19 protein-coding genes are annotated in these 22148 nt (G+C 43.5%); 1 reads left to right on the forward strand and 18 read right to left on the reverse strand.

The features are described 5' to 3' along the window. Nucleotides 1–155: 155 nt before the first annotated feature. Nucleotides 156–575 (forward strand): MarR family winged helix-turn-helix transcriptional regulator, encoded by a 420-nt coding sequence (locus CA600_RS10970; RefSeq protein ID WP_094870222.1) that lies wholly within the window; start codon nt 156–158, stop codon nt 573–575. Between the two features lie 356 nt (nt 576–931). Here CA600_RS10970 and CA600_RS10975 read toward each other — a convergent pair whose 3' ends face one another. From CA600_RS10975 to CA600_RS11060, 18 genes are all read right to left on the reverse strand, one after another. After that, a complete protein-coding gene (locus CA600_RS10975; protein WP_094870223.1) occupies nt 932–2602 on the reverse strand; it encodes an extracellular solute-binding protein in 1671 nt (556 codons plus the stop codon). Next, nucleotides 2599–4002: a response regulator gene (locus CA600_RS10980; protein WP_094870224.1), complete on the reverse strand. Its 1404-nt coding sequence runs from the start codon at nt 4000–4002 to the stop codon at nt 2599–2601. Before CA600_RS10980 ends, CA600_RS10975 begins: the two co-directional genes overlap by 4 nt. Beyond that, nucleotides 3995–5740 carry a sensor histidine kinase gene (locus CA600_RS10985; RefSeq protein ID WP_179281590.1) on the reverse strand — a complete coding sequence of 582 codons (1746 nt, stop codon included), beginning with the start codon at nt 5738–5740 and terminating at the stop codon, nt 3995–3997. Before CA600_RS10985 ends, CA600_RS10980 begins: the two co-directional genes overlap by 8 nt. A gap of 140 nt (nt 5741–5880) precedes the next feature. Further along, entirely contained in the window at nt 5881–7716 is a 1836-nt protein-coding gene (locus CA600_RS10990) for an ABC transporter substrate-binding protein (RefSeq protein WP_094870226.1), read from the reverse strand. A gap of 92 nt (nt 7717–7808) precedes the next feature. Next, on the reverse strand, nt 7809–8705 hold the full coding sequence (locus CA600_RS10995) for a carbohydrate ABC transporter permease (RefSeq protein ID WP_042190000.1): 897 nt from the start codon (nt 8703–8705) through the stop codon (nt 7809–7811). Nucleotides 8706–8722: 17 nt separating this feature from the next. Then, nucleotides 8723–9682 carry an ABC transporter permease gene (locus CA600_RS11000; RefSeq protein WP_094870227.1) on the reverse strand — a complete coding sequence of 320 codons (960 nt, stop codon included), beginning with the start codon at nt 9680–9682 and terminating at the stop codon, nt 8723–8725. Nucleotides 9683–9972: 290 nt separating this feature from the next. Further along, on the reverse strand, nt 9973–11511 hold the full coding sequence (locus CA600_RS11005; protein WP_094870228.1) for an MDR family MFS transporter: 1539 nt from the start codon (nt 11509–11511) through the stop codon (nt 9973–9975). A gap of 45 nt (nt 11512–11556) precedes the next feature. Beyond that, complete coding sequence (locus tag CA600_RS11010) at nt 11557–12213, reverse strand: hypothetical protein (protein WP_094870229.1); 657 nt, start codon at nt 12211–12213, stop codon at nt 11557–11559. Further along, nucleotides 12206–12892 (reverse strand): hypothetical protein, encoded by a 687-nt coding sequence (locus CA600_RS11015; protein ID WP_094870230.1) that lies wholly within the window; start codon nt 12890–12892, stop codon nt 12206–12208. The genes CA600_RS11010 and CA600_RS11015 overlap by 8 nt, the downstream gene beginning before the upstream one ends. A gap of 11 nt (nt 12893–12903) precedes the next feature. Beyond that, the gene (locus CA600_RS11020) at nt 12904–13548 is read right to left on the reverse strand and encodes a YhbD family protein (protein WP_094870231.1); all 645 of its coding nucleotides are present in this window, start codon (nt 13546–13548) and stop codon (nt 12904–12906) included. A gap of 241 nt (nt 13549–13789) precedes the next feature. Further along, nucleotides 13790–14122 (reverse strand): HIT family protein, encoded by a 333-nt coding sequence (locus CA600_RS11025; protein WP_094870248.1) that lies wholly within the window; start codon nt 14120–14122, stop codon nt 13790–13792. A 189-nt stretch (nt 14123–14311) separates the two neighbouring features. Continuing rightward, entirely contained in the window at nt 14312–14857 is a 546-nt protein-coding gene (locus CA600_RS11030) for a hypothetical protein (protein WP_094870232.1), read from the reverse strand. A 449-nt stretch (nt 14858–15306) separates the two neighbouring features. Continuing rightward, nucleotides 15307–17151 (reverse strand): fibronectin type III domain-containing protein, encoded by a 1845-nt coding sequence (locus CA600_RS11035; RefSeq protein ID WP_256989812.1) that lies wholly within the window; start codon nt 17149–17151, stop codon nt 15307–15309. 323 nt (nt 17152–17474) lie between these two features. Further along, nucleotides 17475–18083 carry a 50S ribosomal protein L25 gene (locus CA600_RS11040; protein ID WP_179281591.1) on the reverse strand — a complete coding sequence of 203 codons (609 nt, stop codon included), beginning with the start codon at nt 18081–18083 and terminating at the stop codon, nt 17475–17477. Nucleotides 18084–18294: 211 nt separating this feature from the next. Next, nucleotides 18295–19260, reverse strand: a complete 966-nt coding sequence (locus CA600_RS11045) for an ABC transporter ATP-binding protein (protein ID WP_094870234.1) — start codon at nt 19258–19260, stop codon at nt 18295–18297. Next, nucleotides 19253–20236 carry an ABC transporter ATP-binding protein gene (locus tag CA600_RS11050; RefSeq protein WP_094870235.1) on the reverse strand — a complete coding sequence of 328 codons (984 nt, stop codon included), beginning with the start codon at nt 20234–20236 and terminating at the stop codon, nt 19253–19255. The genes CA600_RS11045 and CA600_RS11050 overlap by 8 nt, the downstream gene beginning before the upstream one ends. Nucleotides 20237–20247: 11 nt before the next feature. Beyond that, entirely contained in the window at nt 20248–21171 is a 924-nt protein-coding gene (opp4C, locus tag CA600_RS11055; RefSeq protein WP_094870236.1) for an oligopeptide ABC transporter permease, read from the reverse strand. A 16-nt stretch (nt 21172–21187) separates the two neighbouring features. Next, nucleotides 21188–22141 (reverse strand): ABC transporter permease, encoded by a 954-nt coding sequence (locus CA600_RS11060; protein ID WP_094870237.1) that lies wholly within the window; start codon nt 22139–22141, stop codon nt 21188–21190. Nucleotides 22142–22148 lie beyond the last annotated feature (7 nt).

A 22148-nucleotide genomic window follows, 5' to 3' on the forward strand; every position in this document is an offset into this window, starting at 1 on the left:
CCTCATTGAATGTATAATCAACGTTTAGTTGCGCACGCAACAAAACTTACTTACATAGTCTACATCAATTTAGTTGCGCGCGCAACGACTTTATTGTACACTTTTTCTCAGAGTAGCAAATAAGCGAACTATATACCCAAAGAGGTGTCTATATTTTGGAAAAAGAGCCTATAGGAAAGTTGATTTCCTATTTTCATCGTCAAAATCAGAAGCAATTGGTAAAAAAGTTCATGCCCTATGGAATAGGTAGTGGTGGGCAACATAGTTTTCTAAAACTGATTACTTCCAGACCAGGGATTACACAAGATCAACTAACTTCTGAACTAAAATTCGATAAAGCCACCACCGCACGCTCCGTGAAGCAATTAGAGAATTCGGGTTATATTGAACGTAAACCAGATCCTAATGATCGACGCTCTCAACTACTATATCCAACGCCTAAAGCAATCGATTTTTCGCCAATTCTTCAGTCTATTTTAGATGATTATAACAAGAGCCTAGTTGGTAAATTAACCACCGCGGAAGTAGAGCAGCTTCGTACCTTACTTCAAAAAATCAGCACTGACGAAGAATAGGACAAAAAAAGAAACTGTCTCAAAAGTAGTAATGGCTACTTAAGGGACAGCTTCTTTTTTTGAGAATTATTAGGGAAAAGCTCCCTGAAAATAGCTGATAAATGTTTTAAATGAATAGAAAGAGGGAAATCCTCCCTAAAAATCAGAGTAATATCGGTATTTACCAACGAATCAGCGAAATTATAGGGAGAAATTCCCTAATTATTAGTCAGATGAACAGAATTCTCAGAATTACAGGGAGGAATTCCCTAATTATCGATCAGTGCTCCCGTTTCCTTGGTGAGGACACTCCACTTTTCCACAATCAGTCCATTCACTCCGCTACTTTTAGCGAAAAAACCTATATCATCCCGTGTTCACTTCAATTTTACGGTCTCAGCAACTTCTTTCGTAATCGCTTCCCCACCTAGACTCTTCCACTTCTCTACAAAAACGTCAAAATCACTAAGTGGTGAATCGCCCACGATGATATTCAAAAATGTCTCGCTCTCCAGATTTTGCAGCTCCGTCCATTTGCTCTTCATTCGTTGGGTGTTTCCGTAAAAGACGCCTCGCACTCCCTCAATAGCGGTAGAGGTTAAGACAGCAACTCCATATTTATAGGCATTCGCTGCTTTCCAGCCTTCCAGATCTTTCTTTGGTTGTTCCGTGTCCTCCACCCATTGATCATAGATGAGACGGGTATCTGGATTTAAGGTATCTGGATCTATTTTGCCATGCAAAGCTTGCTGGATATCTGCATAATGTTTCTCTATTGCATCCGAATAATCAATTAGAAGGTCAAACGGATAATAGGCACGCAACTGAATTCCTGTTTGCGCTGAGAAATCATCAAGCGTCTTAACTTCCTCCGAATTAGGGTCTTGTCTTCTCTCAAGTCTTGTAAACACGTTCAACTGCTTCATAATCGCCTCTGGATGCTCGAAACCTTTACGCACAACAAGGTAACGGTCTGTTACCGGAGCCAAATGTGCAACAAACTTACCAGACTCATCAAGTGGAGCTGCATACGCTCTCCATTCTGCCTTCGTATCGAGGGCAACCGCCTCTGACAAAGGATAATATGGCATCCACCACGGGCCAAAGAACATGCCTGATTTCCCTGTAATAATAGGCTCTTGTGTTTCTTTATAAAGTGCAAAATTAGGGTCCAGCAACCCTCTTTTATACCAATCTGCCAGTTTGGCTAGCGCTTGTTTGGTCTCAGGTGTAATGGATCCATATACAATATTCCCAGCGTTATCCTTGATCCAATTGGTAGGAAAAGCATGCAATGCACTAAACACAGCATCCAGACCATTTACTAATGGCTTTGTCCCATAGACGATATTCTTATAGCCGCTAAGTCCGACGGTATCTCTTTTACCATTGCCATCGGGGTCTTTCTCCATAAAAGCCTTCGCTATGTTCTCAATATCTTCAAAGGTTTGCGGTGCCTGCAGCTCCAGTTTATCCAGCCAATCCTGACGTACCCAGAGCAGAACAGGCGAATCCGCATCAATTGCTACGTTAGGTAATCCATATAACTTACCGTATCGGGAAGCATCAGATAATGCCTCACCCTGAGTAGAATTGTACATATCCTTAATTAAATCAGAGCCATATACATTGTAGGTCTCTGTGAGGTCCTCTATCATATCATTGTCAATGAGTTTCTTTAATTGATCTCGATCTACAACCATCGCATCCGGCAAATCATTGCTATCGATCGCAAGTTGTGCTTTTTGATTAAAGGCATCTTCACCCTTCGCTTCCCAAGAGTGAACTACCTTGATATTCGTAATGCTCTCCAAATAACGGGTGATTGGATTGTTGTCGTTGCTGTCACCTGTATTTAGCCTGGAATCAGGAACCTTAAATCCTACACGAATCACGATCGGATCTTCGTATTTGCTATACGCTACAGAAGCATCTTCGACCTCACCCTGAGGACTTCGAGTAGAATCTACTGTTTTGTTCTGGTCACGGCATGATGTAAGTCCGATCATCATTACAAATAAGAGGATGAATCTCCACAATCTCATCATTGGTCCTTCTCCTCCGCACGATATTCACTCGGCAGTTGACCAATACGTTCTCTGAACAGTCTACTGAAATAGCGGTCATCTTCAAAGCCAGACCTTGAAGCAATCTCACAGACGGGTAATGAAGTCTCCCGCAATAATGATTTAGCCAACTCAAGTCGCATTCCCCGTAAACATTCACCGAATGTCTCCCCGGCAAAACGAGCGAAACATTGACTGAAATAACCACGGCTCATATTAATTTCCGCCGCTACGTCGCTCTGATTGATTTTGTCACCTGCATGGCTCTGCATATAACGAACTGCGCGAATAAGACAAGACATCACTTCTTTAGTCAATCCTAGCTCGAGCATTCTCCGTCCCACATGATCAGAGAATCGGCGCAGCCAGGTCTTCCAGTGACACCAATTCAAGTTCATCGAAATATCGCGTTCCAGTTGAACAGCATCATCAGGTTTTAACAATAAAGCGCTCCAGCTTTGTAAAAGAGAATGTGCGAAAGCTGGAAATCTATCGTATCGAGGCTTCTGCAAGCTTATGTTCATTACAAAATTCTCCCATTCATTCCCATCAATCGTCCACTTGAGACTATGAGCTTGCTCGAATACATCAGCTTCATCCGGTTTTAAATGGGGAATCGCTATTTCCTTCTTTAGTTCCTCATAATTCAGAAAGGTCAGTTCTTCAGCACTAGAATGATAAAATAGCATATGCCGAAGCTTCGTGGTGAGCTGCTCCTCCAATTCCTGTAGTGACTGATCTCTTAACCCACTGATGAGCGCTTTCTGCCATCTCCCAGAAAGCTGGTTCTTAAGCTCACGCTTCCCCTCCTCTTCCGAGAACCGGTGAAGCAAGGGCGACATCCACATCTCATGAAAGGTAATCAGCGGATTATTCTTCACGAAGGATAGGTGAAATAACTCTTCTTCATTACAGTGGCTGCTTAATGGTAAATAGAGCAGTGCCTTGTCTGCAGCTATCCTTTTACCTTCACCATGAACCAGTGCATCCCTTGTATTGTCCTCCCATTTGATGCGATCGACCAGGCGACGTATAGTCTCGTCCGCATTTTCCATCTCCAATAGAGTTTTGACAATATAATCAACGGCTCCTAAACGCATGGCCTCCTGCACATAGTCAAACTCATGATGGCAAGTAAGCACAACACAGCGAACACCTGCGAAACGCTGCCTTACTAGTTTAATTAGCTCAAACCCAGAAATGCCGGGCATAGTCAAATCTACAAATATCAGATCTACATCCTGTTGTTGAAGTAGCTCCAAAGCGGATTTGCCATCTCCCGCCTCACCGACAATCACAACTCCTAAGGATGACCAATCAATTAGAGAGATAAAACCTTTCCGCACAAGTCTCTCATCATCAACCACTACAGCTTTAATCATCGAAGTCCTCCTTACCTTTCCTCGGAATTACGATAGATACAACCGTACCTTCCCCTAGTTTGCTGTACATCTCCAGCTTCATTTGTTCTCCATAGTAGGTTCTGAGCATCCGGTTCACGTATGAGAAGCCGATTCCGAGCCCCCGCTTCTTAGCGCCATCCTCTGACAGCAGCTGATCTAACGTATCTGCATCCATTCCAGCCCCGTTGTCTCTTACACACAGCTGAACTTCTCCTTCACCATGCTTTGTAATCAAGACGTCCACCCTGCCATTATCGCTTAGACCATGATAAATCGAGTTCTCTACAAGGGGTTGAAGTAAGAATCTAGGGACAGCCACAGACAATACATCCTCATCAGCCTCCACGTTAAATTCGAATTCATAGTCATAACGAATACGCTGCAGCTCCATATAATTTCGGATCGCTTCAATTTCCTCTCCAAGGGTAACGATGATGCTTTGCTTGCCCAGATTATAATGCAGCACCTTTACAAGAAGAGTGACCAGCTTGTCGATCTCCTTCTGACCGTTAAGCCTTGCCATCCACTGCACCGTATTCAATGTATTATGCAAAAAGTGAGGGTTAATCTGGCTAAGTAGCTTTTCAATCTCGAATTGGCTTTTCTGCTTCTCATTATAGGCTACCGCAACAATCAGCTCATTCACCTGTTTCTTCATCTGCTGAAAGTTACTAAGCACAAAATCAAACTCTTCCACATTCGTGTAGGCAACGGGAGAAGTAACATTTTCCGCCATTCGATTAATTTCAAGGTTAACCTTCCGCAAAGGGCCATAAATCTTTTTCCAAATCATCAAAGCCAGAACTCCGGCAAAGAGTAGTGTCGAGAACGCGAGCAGGATCATTTTATAGAACCAAGAATAAATTTCACTGTTGAATTCGGACTTTTTAACTACTGCAATAAGCTTCCAGCCCTGTGGACTAGCGTATCGAAACAGATGATATCCGGTAAGTGTTTCATGTGATAGATTAGAGTTGCTTCCAGCAGCTTTGATAATTCCTTGAGGTAATTTACCATCAATGACATAAGTGCTAGTGCCCTGTTGATTCACAAGTAGGTGGTTAACCTTCATCCCGTAAGATTCCTGATTAAATATTTTGCGAAGCAGACTATAATTTGTCTCTAAATAAATATATAGCTTATGTTCACCTGGTACGCGTACAATGCGCTGTTCTGAGAACACGAGATTATCGCCGACGGCATACATCGTAGAATGCGGCCCATAATAATCAGCTCCGTTATATCGCATAAAAGAAGGTAATGTACTGATATCGAAATTTCTGCGCGCACTCATATTTGTGAACAGAACCGGATCATCACTGCTTGGCATAATGTAGGCTGTAAGTCCAATGTAGGGATTCGTGAAATTAACGAGGTTGATCTTCTGGTTGATGGAGTTCATCATTTGCGATTTGCGATAAATTTGTTTTTCCTGAATAAAAGAGGACATTTCTTCCACAATCTGACCATCCAGCGCAAACTGTTTAGAGGCAAAATCCATATTGTCGATGGCATTCTCCAAGCTAGAGGCTTCCTGTTTCAAGCTTGCACTTATACCATTGCCAATTTTCCCTGAAAGGATAGAGTAAATAGAGGTGTAGGTTACGAATCCTACTAAAAGAAGCGGAAGTAACGTTCCGATCACTAGATAGATGAATAAAGTCTTACGTAAGGATTTGACAGCTGGGGTATGATTACGCCGGAATACTCTCACCATCTGAATGATCCTCTTCTTTCTTCTTGTAAGCGTTCTATATATATCAATGTGAGAATACCACATTTATCCTTAATTGAATAGAATAGGGCAGAACAGCCTTCACGCCGCCCCGCCCTATTTGTATTTTTTCTAATTAAACCTTATTTCACGCTTTTGCGAGCCTCAAACAGTTCCTCTGCCTTTTTAATCGAGAAATCCATCACTTCGGCATAACCGAGACCATTCACCTTATCATGCATTTCTTTATTCAATTTGTCATATTCTGCTTGATTCTTAGCAAATACCATTTTCCAAGAAATTTGTTGAATGACCGTACCGATTTGTTTGTTCTTTTGCTCCACTGTTTTGTCCATCATCAATGGCTCTTTACCTGTGAAGCCTTGTGGCGCGACAGCTAATAGATTATTTTTCTCAAAATACTCCTTAGGCGTCAGAACACCCATCTTCGCTCTCCAGTCACTATCAAGCTTAGACGGATTACGCTCTAAGGTTGTCGTCCATAGATTGTGATCGTATGGCTCTTTGTTGTCAGGATTCACCATCGCCGGAACTACAAAAGAGAAGTTCATTTGGTTAGAGCCGTAGTAGTAGTCACCACCACCATATTCTGCAGGCACTTGTGTATTCTGTTGATCGGTATAAGCCTTCCAGCCAAAGTCAGTCACGACAGGTTTACCGCTTGCATCCATATCCCAAGTCAGACCTTTAGGTCCGTTCGGCACCGCTGTTCCGCTTCCTGCAGAGATCATTGCGCCTTCCGGAGTGTACATCCAGTTAATGAATTCCATAATTCTAGCAGGTTCTTTAGCTTTTGCACCGATTGCTATAATACCGTTACCACCGTATACATTGAAGCCAGTGGAATACATCAGCTCATCCTTGAACGGAACTAGTGCAAAACCTTTACCTTCTGCTGTTCTTTCCGGTGTATTGTAGTTAGCTGCTCCAAGCCACGGGAACCAGGAGAACAACAGACGACCATCTTTGTATTTCGCTACCACATCGTCGAATTTTTGCGTCATGGAATCTGGATCAACCAGCCCCATTTGGTTAGCTTCAAAATACAGTTTGAGCGACTTCATATACCAGCTATCTTCGGATAGGAAGTCATAATACTTTTCTTCATCTGCTTTAACATACACAGCAGTGTCAGGAATTTCGTCATAACCCATCATGTTGGCGAACTGTTTAGCCAGTGTCATTTTATAGTTGCCGTCCCAGTCAGACCACATCGAGAAGGCATAGGTTTTCTTTCCTTGCTCATTTTTTGGTTCAAGCTCTTGCATTTTTTTCAGCACGGGAAGATAATCTTCTATCTTTGAAATTTCAGGTGCTCCGATTTGTTGGTAAAGATCCCAGCGTAGGTCGGGTCCCCAAGTCATGTCTTTTCCTTCAGAAGGTCCAGATGGATTAGAAGCTACACTGTTTCCGATGCCAAAAACGGATGATCCACTACCAAAAGCGATCTTTGCTTTCTCAATAGCTTTTGGAAACGTGCTGGCAATGTCTTTTCCGTATTTATCTAGGAGCCCGTCTTGAGTCCAGTCTAAGAGAAGTTTTCCTTTGATCGCGTTTGGATAATGGTTCTTATCATCACCGAAAATGATAATATCGCCAAGATCGCCGGATGCCATCATTGCAGAGATTTTGGTATCTCCACCCGTCAGGTTTGAGGCTACAATGTCCATCTCAATATTGAACTTATCTTTGATGATTTTGGCAAACCAACCGGTTTGTGGACCCGCATAGTTAGCCGTTGTAGAGAATACGGTCAGCTTCAGCGGCTTGGAATGATCTAGTGTTCCGTCATCTGGTGCTGCTGTCTCTTCCGCCGGCGCATTCGTGGCAGCGGACGTAGGTTTCTCTGTGCTCGTGTTTTTGCCCGAGTTAGCCGTATTATTTCCCCCGCCACATGCTGCCAGAACGAAAACTAGGATTACGGATAGCATGACAAGCGATGCTCTTCTTAGTCTCATTGCTTTATACCCTCCCTTTCGTATCTTTTCTTATAGTCCAACTCTGCTCCTAGCAGAGGAAAACCCCATTTCATTACCGATCCGGTAGCTCATTAGCCCTTAACCGCACCGATCATAATCCCTTTGACGAAAAAGCGCTGGAAGAATGGGTACACGATTAGAATCGGCAATACGACGATCATCGTTACGGTCATCCGTACAGAGGTTGGAGTCTGCATATTCGCTACACTAGCGGCCATATCTGGTGAATTACGAATTAAAGCCGCGAGCGAGCTGGACTCGTTCAAATAACGCCATAACAAGAATTGGAGCGTAAAATATTTCGTATCTGTCATCAGAAACGCCGTATCAATAAATGAGTTCCATTGATTCACTGCGGAAAAAATCGTAATTGTAGCCAAAATGGGCGTAGTAAGCGGTACAATAATGCTCCAAAACACTCTCATGTAACCAGCACCATCCATAGACGCTGACTCCTCAAGGGATGGAGGAATGGCCTCAACGAAGGTCTTAACCAGAATGATGTTGAATGGCGTAATAATCGTAGGCAAAATATAAGCCAGATAATTATTAGTCAGATGCAAATTATGCATCGTGATGTACCAAGGGATCAGCCCTGCGCTAAAATACATCGTAACCACGACACTCCGATACCAAATACTCCGGCCCCACATTTCCTTTTTGGTGAACAAGTATCCTAAAAAAGCTGACGACCCCACAGTAAGCAATGTCCCCACAACCGTTCTATACACAGAGACTGTCGCCGCATGTCCTAGACCACTGATTCTTAGCACCTTACTATAGTTATCAAAATGGATCTGTCTTGGATAAAATTTGATATCACCCGCTGCGCTAAGATCATTCGAGCTGATCGTATTGATGAACAAATAATAGAATGGGTAGATGCATGACAGGGTGAACAATCCAAAGAGCGTATAGATCATAATCTGGAAGATAAGTTCTCCAGCCGTTAGTTTTTTCTTTCTCAAATGGGATCACCCCTGACTTAAATGATAGATTCGTCACGCACCATCTTAGACAATGTGTTCGCTGCGAACAGTAGAATTACACTGACAACCGACTTCAACATGCTGACAGCCGTGGCAAAAGGAAAGTTGTTGGCGAACGCAATGTTATATACATAAAGATCCAGTACTTCTATAGAGTCCTTATTCATCGCATTTTGAAAGGCAAAGTACTGCTCCATCCCGTTATTGACCAGATTACCTATAGAGAGTAGCAGCAGTACAAAAAAGGTCGGGATCAGACCTGGAATGGTGATATGCCAAATTTTTCGGAACCGATTTGCTCCATCCACCTCAACAGCTTCGTACAATTCCTGATCAATGCCTGCAATTGCAGCAAGATAGAGAATGGCACCCCAGCCTAACGACTTCCACCAGTACCAAACGATCATCGTGACCCAGATATTTGAGCTGGAAGCGAGGAAATTATAGCCTTCATCCACTATTCCAAGCTGCACCAGAATGTGGGTGATGACACCGTTATCTACAGAGAACAACGAGAATGCCAAGGCATAAACTAGAATCCAGCTTATAAAGTTTGGAATCGTGGTTAGTGTCTGCACCAGCTTGCGATACCAGCCTGACTTCACCTCAGTCAACATAACGGCAAAGATCACTGGAAAGATGGATGTAATTAATCCGAGTGAACTCATAGCAAGCGTGTTCTTCAGCACGCGCAGAACCTCTGCGGTCTGCGTCGGATTAGATACAATCGTCTTGAACCATTTCAATCCAACGTAAGGCGTGTCTGACAACGGTATTCCGGGAATGAAATCATAAAAGGCATAAATCCATCCGCTGATCGGCAGATAATAGAAAATAAAGGTGACAACAAGAAATGGAAAAGCCATGAAGAACAATTTATGTTTGTTCTTCATCTTCCAGCGGGATCGATGAACCGGATCAACGCTGGGAAGCCGTTTGCCAGCAGGTACCCCCATATCGGAATCTCCTATACCCAGATTTTGATTACGTTTTCAGAGTATCAGAATCTGAGCTTCTGGCGAGATAGAGAGCAGAACGCCTTCTCAGGGAAACCGTCAGATACTTGTGAACCAAATTCGCAGTACAATCGACCATTTTCTACCTAGTCGCTTTGGGCGTAATGGAGCACACATATCCCTTTAGACAAAAACGACCACCACTTAGGAAGTACCCGAAGTGGTGGTCGTTTTTTTATATGTCTATTTTCACTGAATCATAATCAAACGAATATTATCTAGACTACATGCTAATGTCCAGACGCCTGAACATTCCCCTCCGCAGAGGCATCCATCTTCTGACGTCCCATATAAAACGAAGCCAATAATGCTAAAGCTGCAGGAATCACCGCCCAAGCAAAGGTATTTACAATGGATGAGGATAACCCAGCGGTAATTTTACCCAGAATTTCAGGTGGAATGAGCGCCCTAGTCTCCGGTGAGAGCAAAGCATGTGGGTCTTTAAAATCCATAGCTCCCGCAGGAGCCGCTCCACCACCATTAGCCGAGAGTAGCTTGGTAAGACTGCCTGAGAAATAGTGACTTTGAATGATACCGAAGGTGGTAATGCCTATCGTCATGCCCAGTGAACGAATGAAATTCAGCGTTGCGCTGGCAGAGCCACGTTGCTGTGCGGTCAATCCATGAATAGATGCCGTACTTAGCACTGAGAATGAAGCACCAATCCCTAGCCCAATCAAAATCATATACAAAGTAACAAGCAGTCGTGAAGCATCCGGCGTGAGTGTCGCTACAAGTCCAGTACCGATCACCAAAAGTGCGAATGTAGGAATCAGCAGGCTGCGGTAACTGGTTTTTGACATTAGAAATCCGCCCATCGTAGCTGTAACCACTGAGCCGACCATCATTGGTAGCAATACAAGTCCTGAATTTGTAGCTGATCCGCCCAATACTCCTTGAATAAAGATTGGAATATACACGGAAGCCACAATAAAAGCTGCACCGCTAAACAGAGCACAAATAATGCTCACCGCGTATAATCTTTTTTTAAACAAAGCAAAGGAAATAATCGGTTCTTTCGCTTTGGTCTCTACAAAAAGAAACACAACTGCAAGGATGGCAAAGGCTGCAAACAAACCAAGAATCATGGACGATCCCCAAGCATACTCTTTTCCGCCTAACTCCAGCGCAAACATTAAGGAAATGACTGAACCAAGCAGCGTACCCGCTCCCAACCAGTCAATAGGCTGTTTTGAATGCTCATGCGATTCTTTATAAAAGAATACGACCATCGCAAAAGCCAACAGACCAAGGGGTAAGTTAATATAAAATATCCATTGCCAAGCAATATGATCGGTAATATACGCACCGAGCAATGGACCAAATATACTCGACAAGCCAAATACAGCGCCGAATGCCCCGCCCAGTTTTCCCCGAGTCTGCAGCGGTACGGCATCGAACATGATTGCAAAAGCGATTGGCACCAGCGCCCCGCCACCAATGCCCTGAATAGCCCGGTATGCAGCTAACTGTGTTATTGTATCAGCCGTTCCACAGAGAGCCGAACCTGCCATGAATACAATAATTCCAAAAATAAAAAACTTCTTACGACCATACATATCAGACAGCTTGCCGAAAATGGGCATACCCGCCATCTCGGCTACGAGATAAGCTGAGGTGACCCAGACAAATTTGTCCATTCCGCCCAGCTCCCCAACAATATTACCCATTGCAGTAGCAACGATGGTGCTGTCCATGGAGGCCATAAGAATTCCTAATAAGAGACCTGCGATAACAATACCCAGATTGGGCGATTTGGCAGCACTCATATGTTCCACTCCTCTTTTCCTCAAAAAATAACTATAAAATTGTCTTTAGATCTTCACTTGATGCTTCACTGTTGCGTGCTTATGAACTTCTAGTATATCGCGGAATTCCACCGTTTCTATTTCACAATCCGGACCAATGATTACACATTCTCCCCTTACCATACTAGCCTTTGTATTGACCAGATCAATAGCATCGCCTTCGATTAGCCCCGCTTCAAACAGTATTTTCGAAGTTGGCTTCATCATATGCAGCAGTCTCCCCGTTTTACTCTTCTTAATGGTTAAGATACTGCCCCCAACCTCCTTCGCACTACTTGGACCAAACAATTTAATCTCCAAATGCTCAGCACTAAGTAATCCCGCAACGCTTAAGGCACCGGAAATTTGCAATTTTTCCCCTTCACAATCACCCTTCACATCCAAATTTCCGTAGAGATGAAGCTTATCGATTTTTACGGAGGTTGCTTTTATTTCACCCTGTCCACGTAAGGAATCTCCTTCAAGATTACCCTCGAGCGCAATTTCGCCAGTGATTTTCATTTGCTTCATATGCAGATTTCCAGCTATATTGGCATTTCCAGTCAGATTCATCTTCTCGCAATTCACATCTCCAGCGAATTTGCATTCTCCAGTGATCTTAACATCTTTGAAAGAACCACCGGCTGAAGATGTCGTTCCAATTATTTTCAGATTATCATTCACCGACCTTCTCCACCTTTCCAACCTTAGCCTCTGGATGCACTGTAATTTGTTCGCGATACTCTACCCGTCCGAGTGTACAGCCTGGGCCAATAATGACAATATTTCCTCTGATGATATCCGCAGTTGTATACTCTACATCTATAAAATCTCCCTCGATCGTTCGAGCACATAGCTCAGGCCGAAGTTTAGGGATAATTCCGCTAAACATCTTACTCCAAAATCCATTATTCACTTGCCGAATCACGAGGCTCTCCACACCAATTTCATTGGCCTTCCCCTGACTCTGCAGTTTAAAATCCACATGACCGGCACTTAGTAAACCACCAACATTAAAGCTACCTTCACCTACCAAATCCTCAAGCTCACAATCCCCTTTGATACTCACCATTCCGTTAAGGGTACAGCTTTCACCTCGAAAACTCTTACCTACATTAAGAACCCCATCCACCTTTAGGGTGCCAAACCGCATATTACCCATCACTTTGATGACCCCGTTGCATTCTGCTTCTTCTGCTGCTAGATCATCATTCAAATTCATATGCCCATTTCCTTTAAACATTCGCGCCACAATCGGCCCGACTACTTTACCTACACCATCCATGTTTACGTTGTTGTAAGTACCTCCGGCCCCACCACTAACCCCGTTTATTATCAAATCAGGCAGCTGATGTTTGTCCATTACTCTTCCTCCTATTCAACAAGCTTGTAGGCAAGCTTACCTTTCAATTGTTCGATCAAATCTGCATAGGTCATTTTACTGACCAATCTAACCCCTTCATCAAACCATAACTCCGCAGGCGCTTGTGCCAGAATGAAGGATGAAACCCCCATTTTCCGGATAAAAAACAATTCCCAGCTTCCACTCTCAAGCCTTGAAACTTTCTCCTGCAACGTGCGAAACAGAAGCTCCGCCTCCTCCATACTCATTTCCCCAGCACTAAGCAGGCGGTCTACAGCGAATAAATGAACGAGCTCCCCAAAAGTATATTTACTTTCATCACTGAGACTTTCTCCAAATTTCCTCAGCGTTGTTCTCGAAACAATGTTACGTTCTAAAATATCCTTAACAGTTACACTCACCTTCTCAAAGGATGCTTTATCCGATAGCTTATCAGCCATTTCATCCAGAGAAAGCCCATCTTTCATATTCACAATGTTGTGAATCCGGGACAGGATCATCTCTTTAGGAAAAAAAGTCTCTTGTCCAGTAAAGGTAGATTTACGGATAAACCATTCCTCAGGGATTAACTGCTTCCTTTTCCAGCGGTACAATTGCCCATATGAAATACCGGTTAAATCCAGCAGTTGTTTCTTCGAAATCAAATCATCTTCCATATCCGATCACTCCTTGAAAACATCGTAACATAACACTGTTACGTTGTAAATAAAACAATCCACCTTGAATCTCCTCTGCAACAAATCATTGCATTAAAGTTTCCCTCCAAGATTTTACGACACAAGAAAAGAGTGAACCTCCGTCTAGAGGAGGATCTTCGCTCTTTTACTCCAAATGTATTCTTTGATTTAAGCTATGTTAAGGTAAAATGTTAATTTATGAAGAAAAGAGAAGAAGTCTTTATCGACCCCTTCTCTTTTCTTCACTTAATGTCTTTAGAATTTTTTTTTTGGTTTGGCTTAATCGTTTTTCAGCACCATGTGGGTGTAAGGGTTCACCCCAGATAAATCCATCGCCTTCGTACCTCGGAATGAGATGCATATGGTAATGAGTAAGATCGTTAAACTTCCCCTCCATCTCTTCGACATCACAGTAATGCTTTTTGGGGAGGATTAGAGTATGCCCTTCATTAAAAGGAGCAATATCAAGCACACAAGTAATAAATTCATTTTCATAAACAATATTTAAGTCAGGTTCAATGCCGTTAGCGATTCTACATCCTAAGCATTCCATGTATAGCATTACACCATCCTAAATGGGATTTTACATTACTCCTTACAACGATATCGCCGTTACTTCACAACATAACCAAGAACAGTGAATATAAGTTTCCCAAAACGATCAATCAAATGGCTTCACTTAGTAAAAGGCAGTTTATTAAACTAACATCTCCATCCGTTCAGCACAAAAACTAACTATTCCTTATTTATTTTCATTTACTACTTGTTGAGCAATGCTTAGAATTGTATCCTCATCCAAACTGTTAAACTTTAAAGTGATTGAACCTTTTGAAGCATTGAATGCTAAATACGTATAATCACTATTTTTTATTTTTTGCACCTGTTTGCCGCTAATATCAATAATATCAGCATCGTTCAAATCAACTTGAGTATTGCTATAGGTTATTTCAAAGAGTGTTTCTCCTTGATAAGGTCCGTAGATGATTTCTCTTTCACTGGACGCTTTTTGCCCCTTTGTTAACTTCTCCAGCTTCCCTTTGTTTTTCGTATATGTGACTAAAACTTCTTGATTATCTCCAATAAAGTTGCCTTGTTTATCCTTTGGAGGGAATTTATATTGTACATAACTAACTTCATAACCATCCAGTGCAGGGATACTAAATGATGATCCTAATGCACTAACCTGCACCTGCGCTTTAGCTAATTCATCGTTGGAACCAGCCTTTTGACATCCTGATATTAAAAATATTATTGCAGCAATAAAAAATACAAATCCAAATTTGTTCATGAAATCACCTCTTATGATTTGAATTAATACTAATGGAAAACCTTAGTAGTTTGTAGATATACTTCAGTTACATTCCTTTTAACTCCTTTAATATACCTAAAATATGGAAGAATTATATATACGTTGTAAAAGTAAATTTGTTGCAATGGGGCAGACAAGCCATTATGCTTTTGCTCCTGGATTTCATCAAGCGCACGAATAGGAGCTGACATCCCCTTGTTCTGGACAGTAAAAAAGTGAATGAGCTCTCGCTTGCCACACCTCCTTACATAGTGTCATCTTAATCATAAAACGACGTTCGTAAAACTCAAATATCAACAATGTGGTTTAACATAGCCTAATACAAAGAAAAGAAAGCCCTCCCGAGCCAATACTATGGCATCTGGGACAGCCTTCTTTATTTTACTTGCTCTATCTATAAATCTTACCGTTCAAGTCTTTCATGAATCTCACTGCACATAGGTATAATGCGCTGAATCATATTGTGGGCCGGATTTCTCGTAAGTGAACCAGTACTCAATGCTGCTGCCAGCACTTAAACCACTCACCGTCTGCTTCCATGTACCTGAGCTATTGATCATCCGGTAATTAAGCTGTGGCCCCCCGTTAACCTTATAATGCACATCTACATAAAGAGCACTGGTCACAGGTGTAATATAAATGCTCGCTTCTGTTGAAGAAAGTCTCGTTACCCCTGCCGTAAAGTCAGCCGTCACATGATCACCACCCCCGCCGCCAATGGGATTAGTAGTAACTGTTGCGGTATTACTAGCAGATGACAAATTACCTGCTGCGTCCGTAGCTTTTACTGTAAACGTATAAGCTGTGCTTGGAGTTAGTCCAGTAACAGTAGCTGTAGTATCTGCCACAGAGGCTACTTGCTGTGTTCCACGATAAACGAAATATCCCGTAACTCCAACATTATCAGTTGAAGCAGACCAGCTCAGGTTAACTGCTGAATCCGTCTTGCTGGTTACTGTCAGATTAGCAGGTGAAGTAGGTGCTGTCGTGTCTCCAGTATTACCTCCACCCGTCAAGTATTGACCAGTGAATGGATTAAACCGGTGTAGTGATAGAATTAACCAACCCGTGCTAGACACGCAGTTTTGCTGTGCCATAACCCAATAGCTGTTGCTGGTCCCTTTAAGCGAGTACGGAATTCCCCCCAGCGAAGCGCCGCTTGTGCCCTGCTTTTTAATAATTTCAGTGTTAATGGCATCCGCTTTGGATACATTGCCTTGCAAATAGTAGGCGAGGGACATAAATGCGCTACCTTCAAGCCATACATCAGCACCCGTATTACCGATTTGATTCCCGTTATCGTCATATGCAGGCAAAACTTCATCCGTCCAGTCAAAATCATAGCCGGTCAGCGTATTCCCAGCATCATTGTAAGTAAGCGTCTGCTTGTAACGCGGATTCGCAAGGGTCCCCGGGGTGCCGGAAGCATTTTCCACATAAGTTAAGCTTGCACCGTAGTTATGGGTTCCGGATAATCCTAAAGCCAGTACTCCCCATGGATTCACGTCCAATGGAATTTTAGGGTCAATCAGATTCGTATCGTTTTTCCAGCCTCCTTTGAAGCGTTTGACACTGTCATCCCACACATAATTATCCAGGAAGGTCTTCACTCCAGAAGCTGCGCTATTATATGAGGCAGCCTTTGAGGAATCTACCGAAGCATAATACTGCAGCACCCGGTAAATATCGATATTATGCTCGGTTGAGCTCCAAGGCTCATCTGAATTGCTCCAACCACTCCACCCTCCAGCAATACTGCCGTTGGCTTTTTTATACGACAAGCTCCAATCAAGTGCTTTGAGCGCCATCGGGCGATATCGCGTGTCATTATATTGCTTTTCATAGGCCATAGCAGCCATTGCCATCCATACAACCGGCCCCACATGTTTACGAATTTCTTCTCCGAAGCCATTGTTATACCAATAAGAATTCAGCCAGAAGCCGGAAGGGTCCTGAATGTCCCGCATTTTGTTCAACACTTGCTCTGCCCGTGATCGTTCACCCTTTACAATAAAGGCTATGGCTGCAACAGCTTGATCATACGTGTATACAATCTGTTTGGGATTGTTAGGTCCCCAGAAATCCTCAAAGCTATCTACCAAGCCTTCAAAAGCATACCCTGCTGTAGCATCTTGCTGGGTCTTTAACCAGACTAAAGCACGATTTGAAGCATCACTTGCAGCATCCGCACTCACTTTTCCACCCATAGGTAGAGCTACTCCAAAAACCAGCAGACTTGTCATTAAAATCAAAAACAGCTTCCTCATCTTCATAACTTTCCTCCTCATAATCATGATGAACAGGGTAATGAGAGATCTTTGAAGCAAAATAAATAAAGCGTTTTCAAACAACGATAACAAGAACTTTTTGAATTCTTTACCATGGTAATTGTCCTCATTTTCAGCCTTTGCAACCTATTCGTCAACGATTTTATGTAAATTTTTAACTAAATAAGGCGAAATAACCATAAATCCCATTTAAGAAACCATACGAAAGACCGCAATTATTTTATTAATACGTGTTCACGAAGATAAAACAAAAAGAGCAGACAGCTCCTTGAGAAGGATCTATCTGCTCGTTTGATTCAATCCCTATTCTATTCTGCTTTGTCTTCACCAGTAGCTTCGTCTGCCGCTGGTTCAGCAGCATCCTCATCTGTTGGCTCTTGAGCTGCTGGAGGCGCAACCCGGACAATCAAAGTGTCCTCAGGCGTCAACACTTCCCAGCCCTCATGCTTCGGCAGATCAGATACCAGCAATTGGTCACCAATATCTAGTCCGCTGATATCCACCTCAAAGGATGCCGTTAATTTATCTGGAAGTGTACGAATATCCAGCTCATGCAATTCAATTTGCTGCACACCGCCACTCTTCACACCTACTGGATCACCTGTAAAGTGAAAGGCTACTTTCGTATCCAATTTGGCTTTCATGTCGATCTGCTGAAAATCAATATGCAGCAGTTGTTTGGATACGGGCTGGCGCTGAATTTCTTGGATGACAACGTTCTTTTTACCTGAATCTGGCAATTCCAAGGTTAATACCGCCCGAGGGTTATTAGCCAAAATCCCGGTAATTGTCTTAGCATCCGCTGTAAAGGACTGGCTATCTGAACCTGCACCGTACACGACGACCGGTACAAAGCCTTTTCTGCGCTGTGAAGAAGTCGAGCCGGATCTTTCTGTCAAACGTACTGTTGTATTCACGATGATTCCTCCTAAGTAGGGATTTTATACTAGACCGATTAGATATGTACGTCTAACCTAACCACTCTCTAATTACCCCATTAACCTGGCTTTGAAACCCTTTTAAACTTTTTGAGCACAGGCAAAAATAAGGTCAAATTGTATTATTATACAATTCAACATTAATTATTCAAGACTTAGGAGTGAATCATCATTATATCTGTGACAAAGCTCAGACCAAATGACAGGCTACAAAATGATTATTACCAGCATCGCGGAATACAGGAATCTCCGATTTGCAAACCTCTTGGGCATAGGGACAACGAGTATGAAATTTACAGCCAGCCGGGGGATTCACAGGACTCGGAATATCCCCCTTAAGAACGATTCTTTCCCTTTTCAGCTTCGGAATAGGTATTGGAACAGCTGATAGCAATGCCTTGGTATACGGATGGAGCGGATTCTTAAATAATTCATCTCTAGAAGCCGTCTCCATCATAGATCCCAGATACATGACACCGATTCTTGAACATAAATGCTCCACTACACTCAAATCATGAGAGATGAACAAATAGGTTAGCCCACGGCTCTGCTGCAGCTTACTGAATAAATTAATAATCTGCGCTTGGATGGATACATCCAAGGCCGAGACTGGCTCGTCTGCAATGATTAGCTCAGGATTCAGCACAAGCGCACGCGCGATTCCGATCCGCTGCCGCTGCCCCCCCGAGAATTCATGCGGGAAGCGATCAATATGATAAGAGGATAAACCACATGCCTCAAGCGCCTCAAGCACCCGATCACGAACCTCTGATTTTGAGCATAACCCATGATCCAGTAAAGCTTCTCCGATAGCATCACCTATGCGGACCCGAGGGTTAAGTGAGCTATACGGGTCTTGAAAGATTAGCTGCATTTGCGGTCTGATCTTTCGCAATTCAGCGGGAGACAAAGAATGAATGTCTATCCCTTTGAATTTGATCTCGCCTGCCGTTTTATCCGTTAGCCGTAAAATCGTCCGTCCGACCGTACTCTTTCCGCTCCCGGATTCTCCTACAAGCCCAAACGTCTCCCCTGGCTGAAGCGTGATGCTAATATCATCAACAGCCTTTACATGCCCAACCGTTCGGTTAAGCAATCCCTTAGTGACAGGGAAATATTTCTTCAGATGATTGACCTCAAGCAATGCCTCAGGCATGAACAACCGCCTCCTCATACAACCAGCAAGCTACCTTTTGTCTGCTGGCCACTTCTTTAAGCTGGGGCTGCTGGCTGGCACATACAGGCATGCAATGCTCACAGCGGTCATGAAAATAGCAAGAAGGTACCAGCTCAAGCGGATTTGGCACTTGGCCTGGTATGGAATACAGCTCATCCTGTCGCTGATTAATAACTGGCTTCGATTTGAGCAGCCCTTTCGTATACGGGTGTTTGGGATTGTTGAACAATTCAACAACTTCCCCCTCCTCCACAATCTTTCCGGAGTACATAACAATCACGTAATCAGCCATCTCCGCGACTACACCCAGATCATGGGTGATTAATAGAATAGACATGCCGGAGCTGGCTTTAATTTCACGAAGCATATCCAGAATTTGTGCTTGAATCGTTACATCCAGCGCCGTGGTCGGTTCATCTGCAATCAATAGCTTTGGACTGCAGGCGATGGCAATAGCGATCATTATCCGCTGCAGCATCCCTCCGCTCAGTTCATGTGGGTAACTATCTGCTATTTGTTCAGGGCGTGATATGCCTACCTGTTTTATCAGTTCAATTGCCCGGATACGTGCCTGCTTCTTGTTCATCTTCAAATGCACGATCAACGGCTCCATAATTTGTTCACCGATCTTAATTACAGGATTAAGAGAGGACATGGGCTCCTGGAAGATCATCGCGATCTCGTTGCCACGGATAGCTCGCAGTGTGTTTTTGTCCATTTGTAACAAATCTTCACCCTGAAAATCAATTTTGCCATGGACAACCTTGCCCCCTGGCTCTTCAACAAGACCCATGATGGACATCGCAGTTACACTTTTGCCGCAACCCGATTCTCCGACGATACAGACCGTCTCTCCTTCACGAACACGGAAGCTTACATCATCAACGGCTTTCACTTTCCCTTCTTCCGTGAAGAAGTATGTACTTAGACCGTCTATATTCATTAAATCACTCATGTGAGGGTCACCTACCTCTTCTGTTTAGGATCAAGTACGTCCCGGAGTCCGTCACCAAAGATATTGATCGCGATTACTGTCGCGAAGATGGATAGCCCAGGCGGAATCCACAGCCACGGCCGATCCTTAAAGTCGATCATATTATTCGCTGCATCAATCATATTGCCCCAGGTTGGCGTTGGCGGCATAACACCTAGCCCAAAAAAGCTAAGAACCGATTCACTCAGAATAGCGCCACCGATGTTGAGAGTAGCCATAACGATCAGCAGCGGGACAATGTTCGGCAGCAAGTGATTAAACAATTTACGCCGATCCCGAAGGCCTAATACTACGGCTGCTTGCATAAACTCACGTTCTCGCAGACTAAGCATTTGCCCCCGCACCATACGCGCCATACCCGGCCAGCTCACAATGCTAAGCATAAGCATAACAATATACATGCGATAATCCGTTGGAATTTTCCACTCTGATAACAATGCTCCAAAAATAAAAAGCAGAGGCAGACTCGGAACCGTCAATAACAGATCCGCAATCCGCATTATGATTTGATCAGCGATTCCACGGTAATAACCAGCTATGGCCCCCAAAAGAGCCCCGATAAACACCGAAAGCACCATGGATGCCAGTCCTACTGTCAGTGAAATGCGTCCTGCCTGCATCACCCGGGTCAGAATATCCCTGCCCAGCGCGTCGGTACCCAGCCAATGCTTCATATTAGGTGCTTTGTTCATCAATGCCATATTAATTTTGTTATCGGTATAGGGAGAGAACAGAGGACCTATAAAACAAAGCGCAAACATAAAAATCACTACCACAAACCCGGATACCGCCAGCTTGTTCTTTAACAATCTTCGAAGGGATTGCCGGAATAAAGAGGATTTTCCTTTGGTGGTCTGGGGTTTTGAAATCCCCGCTACATTACTTTGAACTGCCACGTCAGCTTCCTCCTCTCTATAGCCGAACTCTAGGATCGGCGATCCGGTACAAAACATCCGAAAGCAACGTTCCTATGACGGTAAGTATCGCAATAAACATCGTAAAGCCCATCAGTAAAGGATAATCCCTAAGCCCGAAGGACTGCATATACAGTTGCCCAATCCCCGGCCAATTAAATATTTTCTCAATAATCAGTGATCCGCCAAATAGCGCTGGAAGCTCGAAGCCAACCAGTGTAATCGCAGGCAATAAGGCATTACGCAAGGCATGTGTAAAAAGCACCTTACGCTCCCTTAGACCTTTAGCGCGGGCAGTACGGATATAATCCTGCTTTAAGACATCGATCATATTGCTGCGGAAATAACGCGTGAGCGAGCCTAATCCAAGGAGGGTCATAACAACAACTGGAAGGGTCATATGCATAACAATCTCCTTAAAGTACGCCAGACCCGTAGCGTTGCTGCCTGTAGTGATGATTCCACCCGGAGGCAGCCACTTGAGATCGACAGCCAGGATTTTGATCAGGAATAAGCCTATAAAAAATGACGGCAGCGACATGGCTGCGAATATTGCGATCATCACGAGTGTATCGAACCATGAATATTGCTTATAAGCTGAAATCACACCAATAATAACTGCAATCACCCACGTCAGAAACGTGGAAACGGCAGCCAGCAGAAAGGAATTCCAAATATAATCATTAAAAAGCTGAAGCACAGGCTTTTGCTGGGCTAAGGAATACCCGAAATCGCCATGCAGCGCATTTTTCATCCATACTCCATACCGCTCAAGCATCGGCTTGTTTAAGCCGTAGATCTCACGCAGCTCTGCTTTGCGCTCTGCCGTCAATTTAATATTTCCGGTTATGAAATCTCCCGGTGTTGAAGCATACAGACAGAAGATCAATAATGATGCCGCAAATAAGATAATGACCATGTACAACAGTCTTTTCGATAAATAAGCGCTCATGACAGGC

The sequence above is a fragment of the Paenibacillus sp. VTT E-133280 genome (assembly GCF_002264385.1).
GTDB classification, from domain to species: domain Bacteria; phylum Bacillota; class Bacilli; order Paenibacillales; family Paenibacillaceae; genus Paenibacillus_AQ; species Paenibacillus_AQ nitricinens.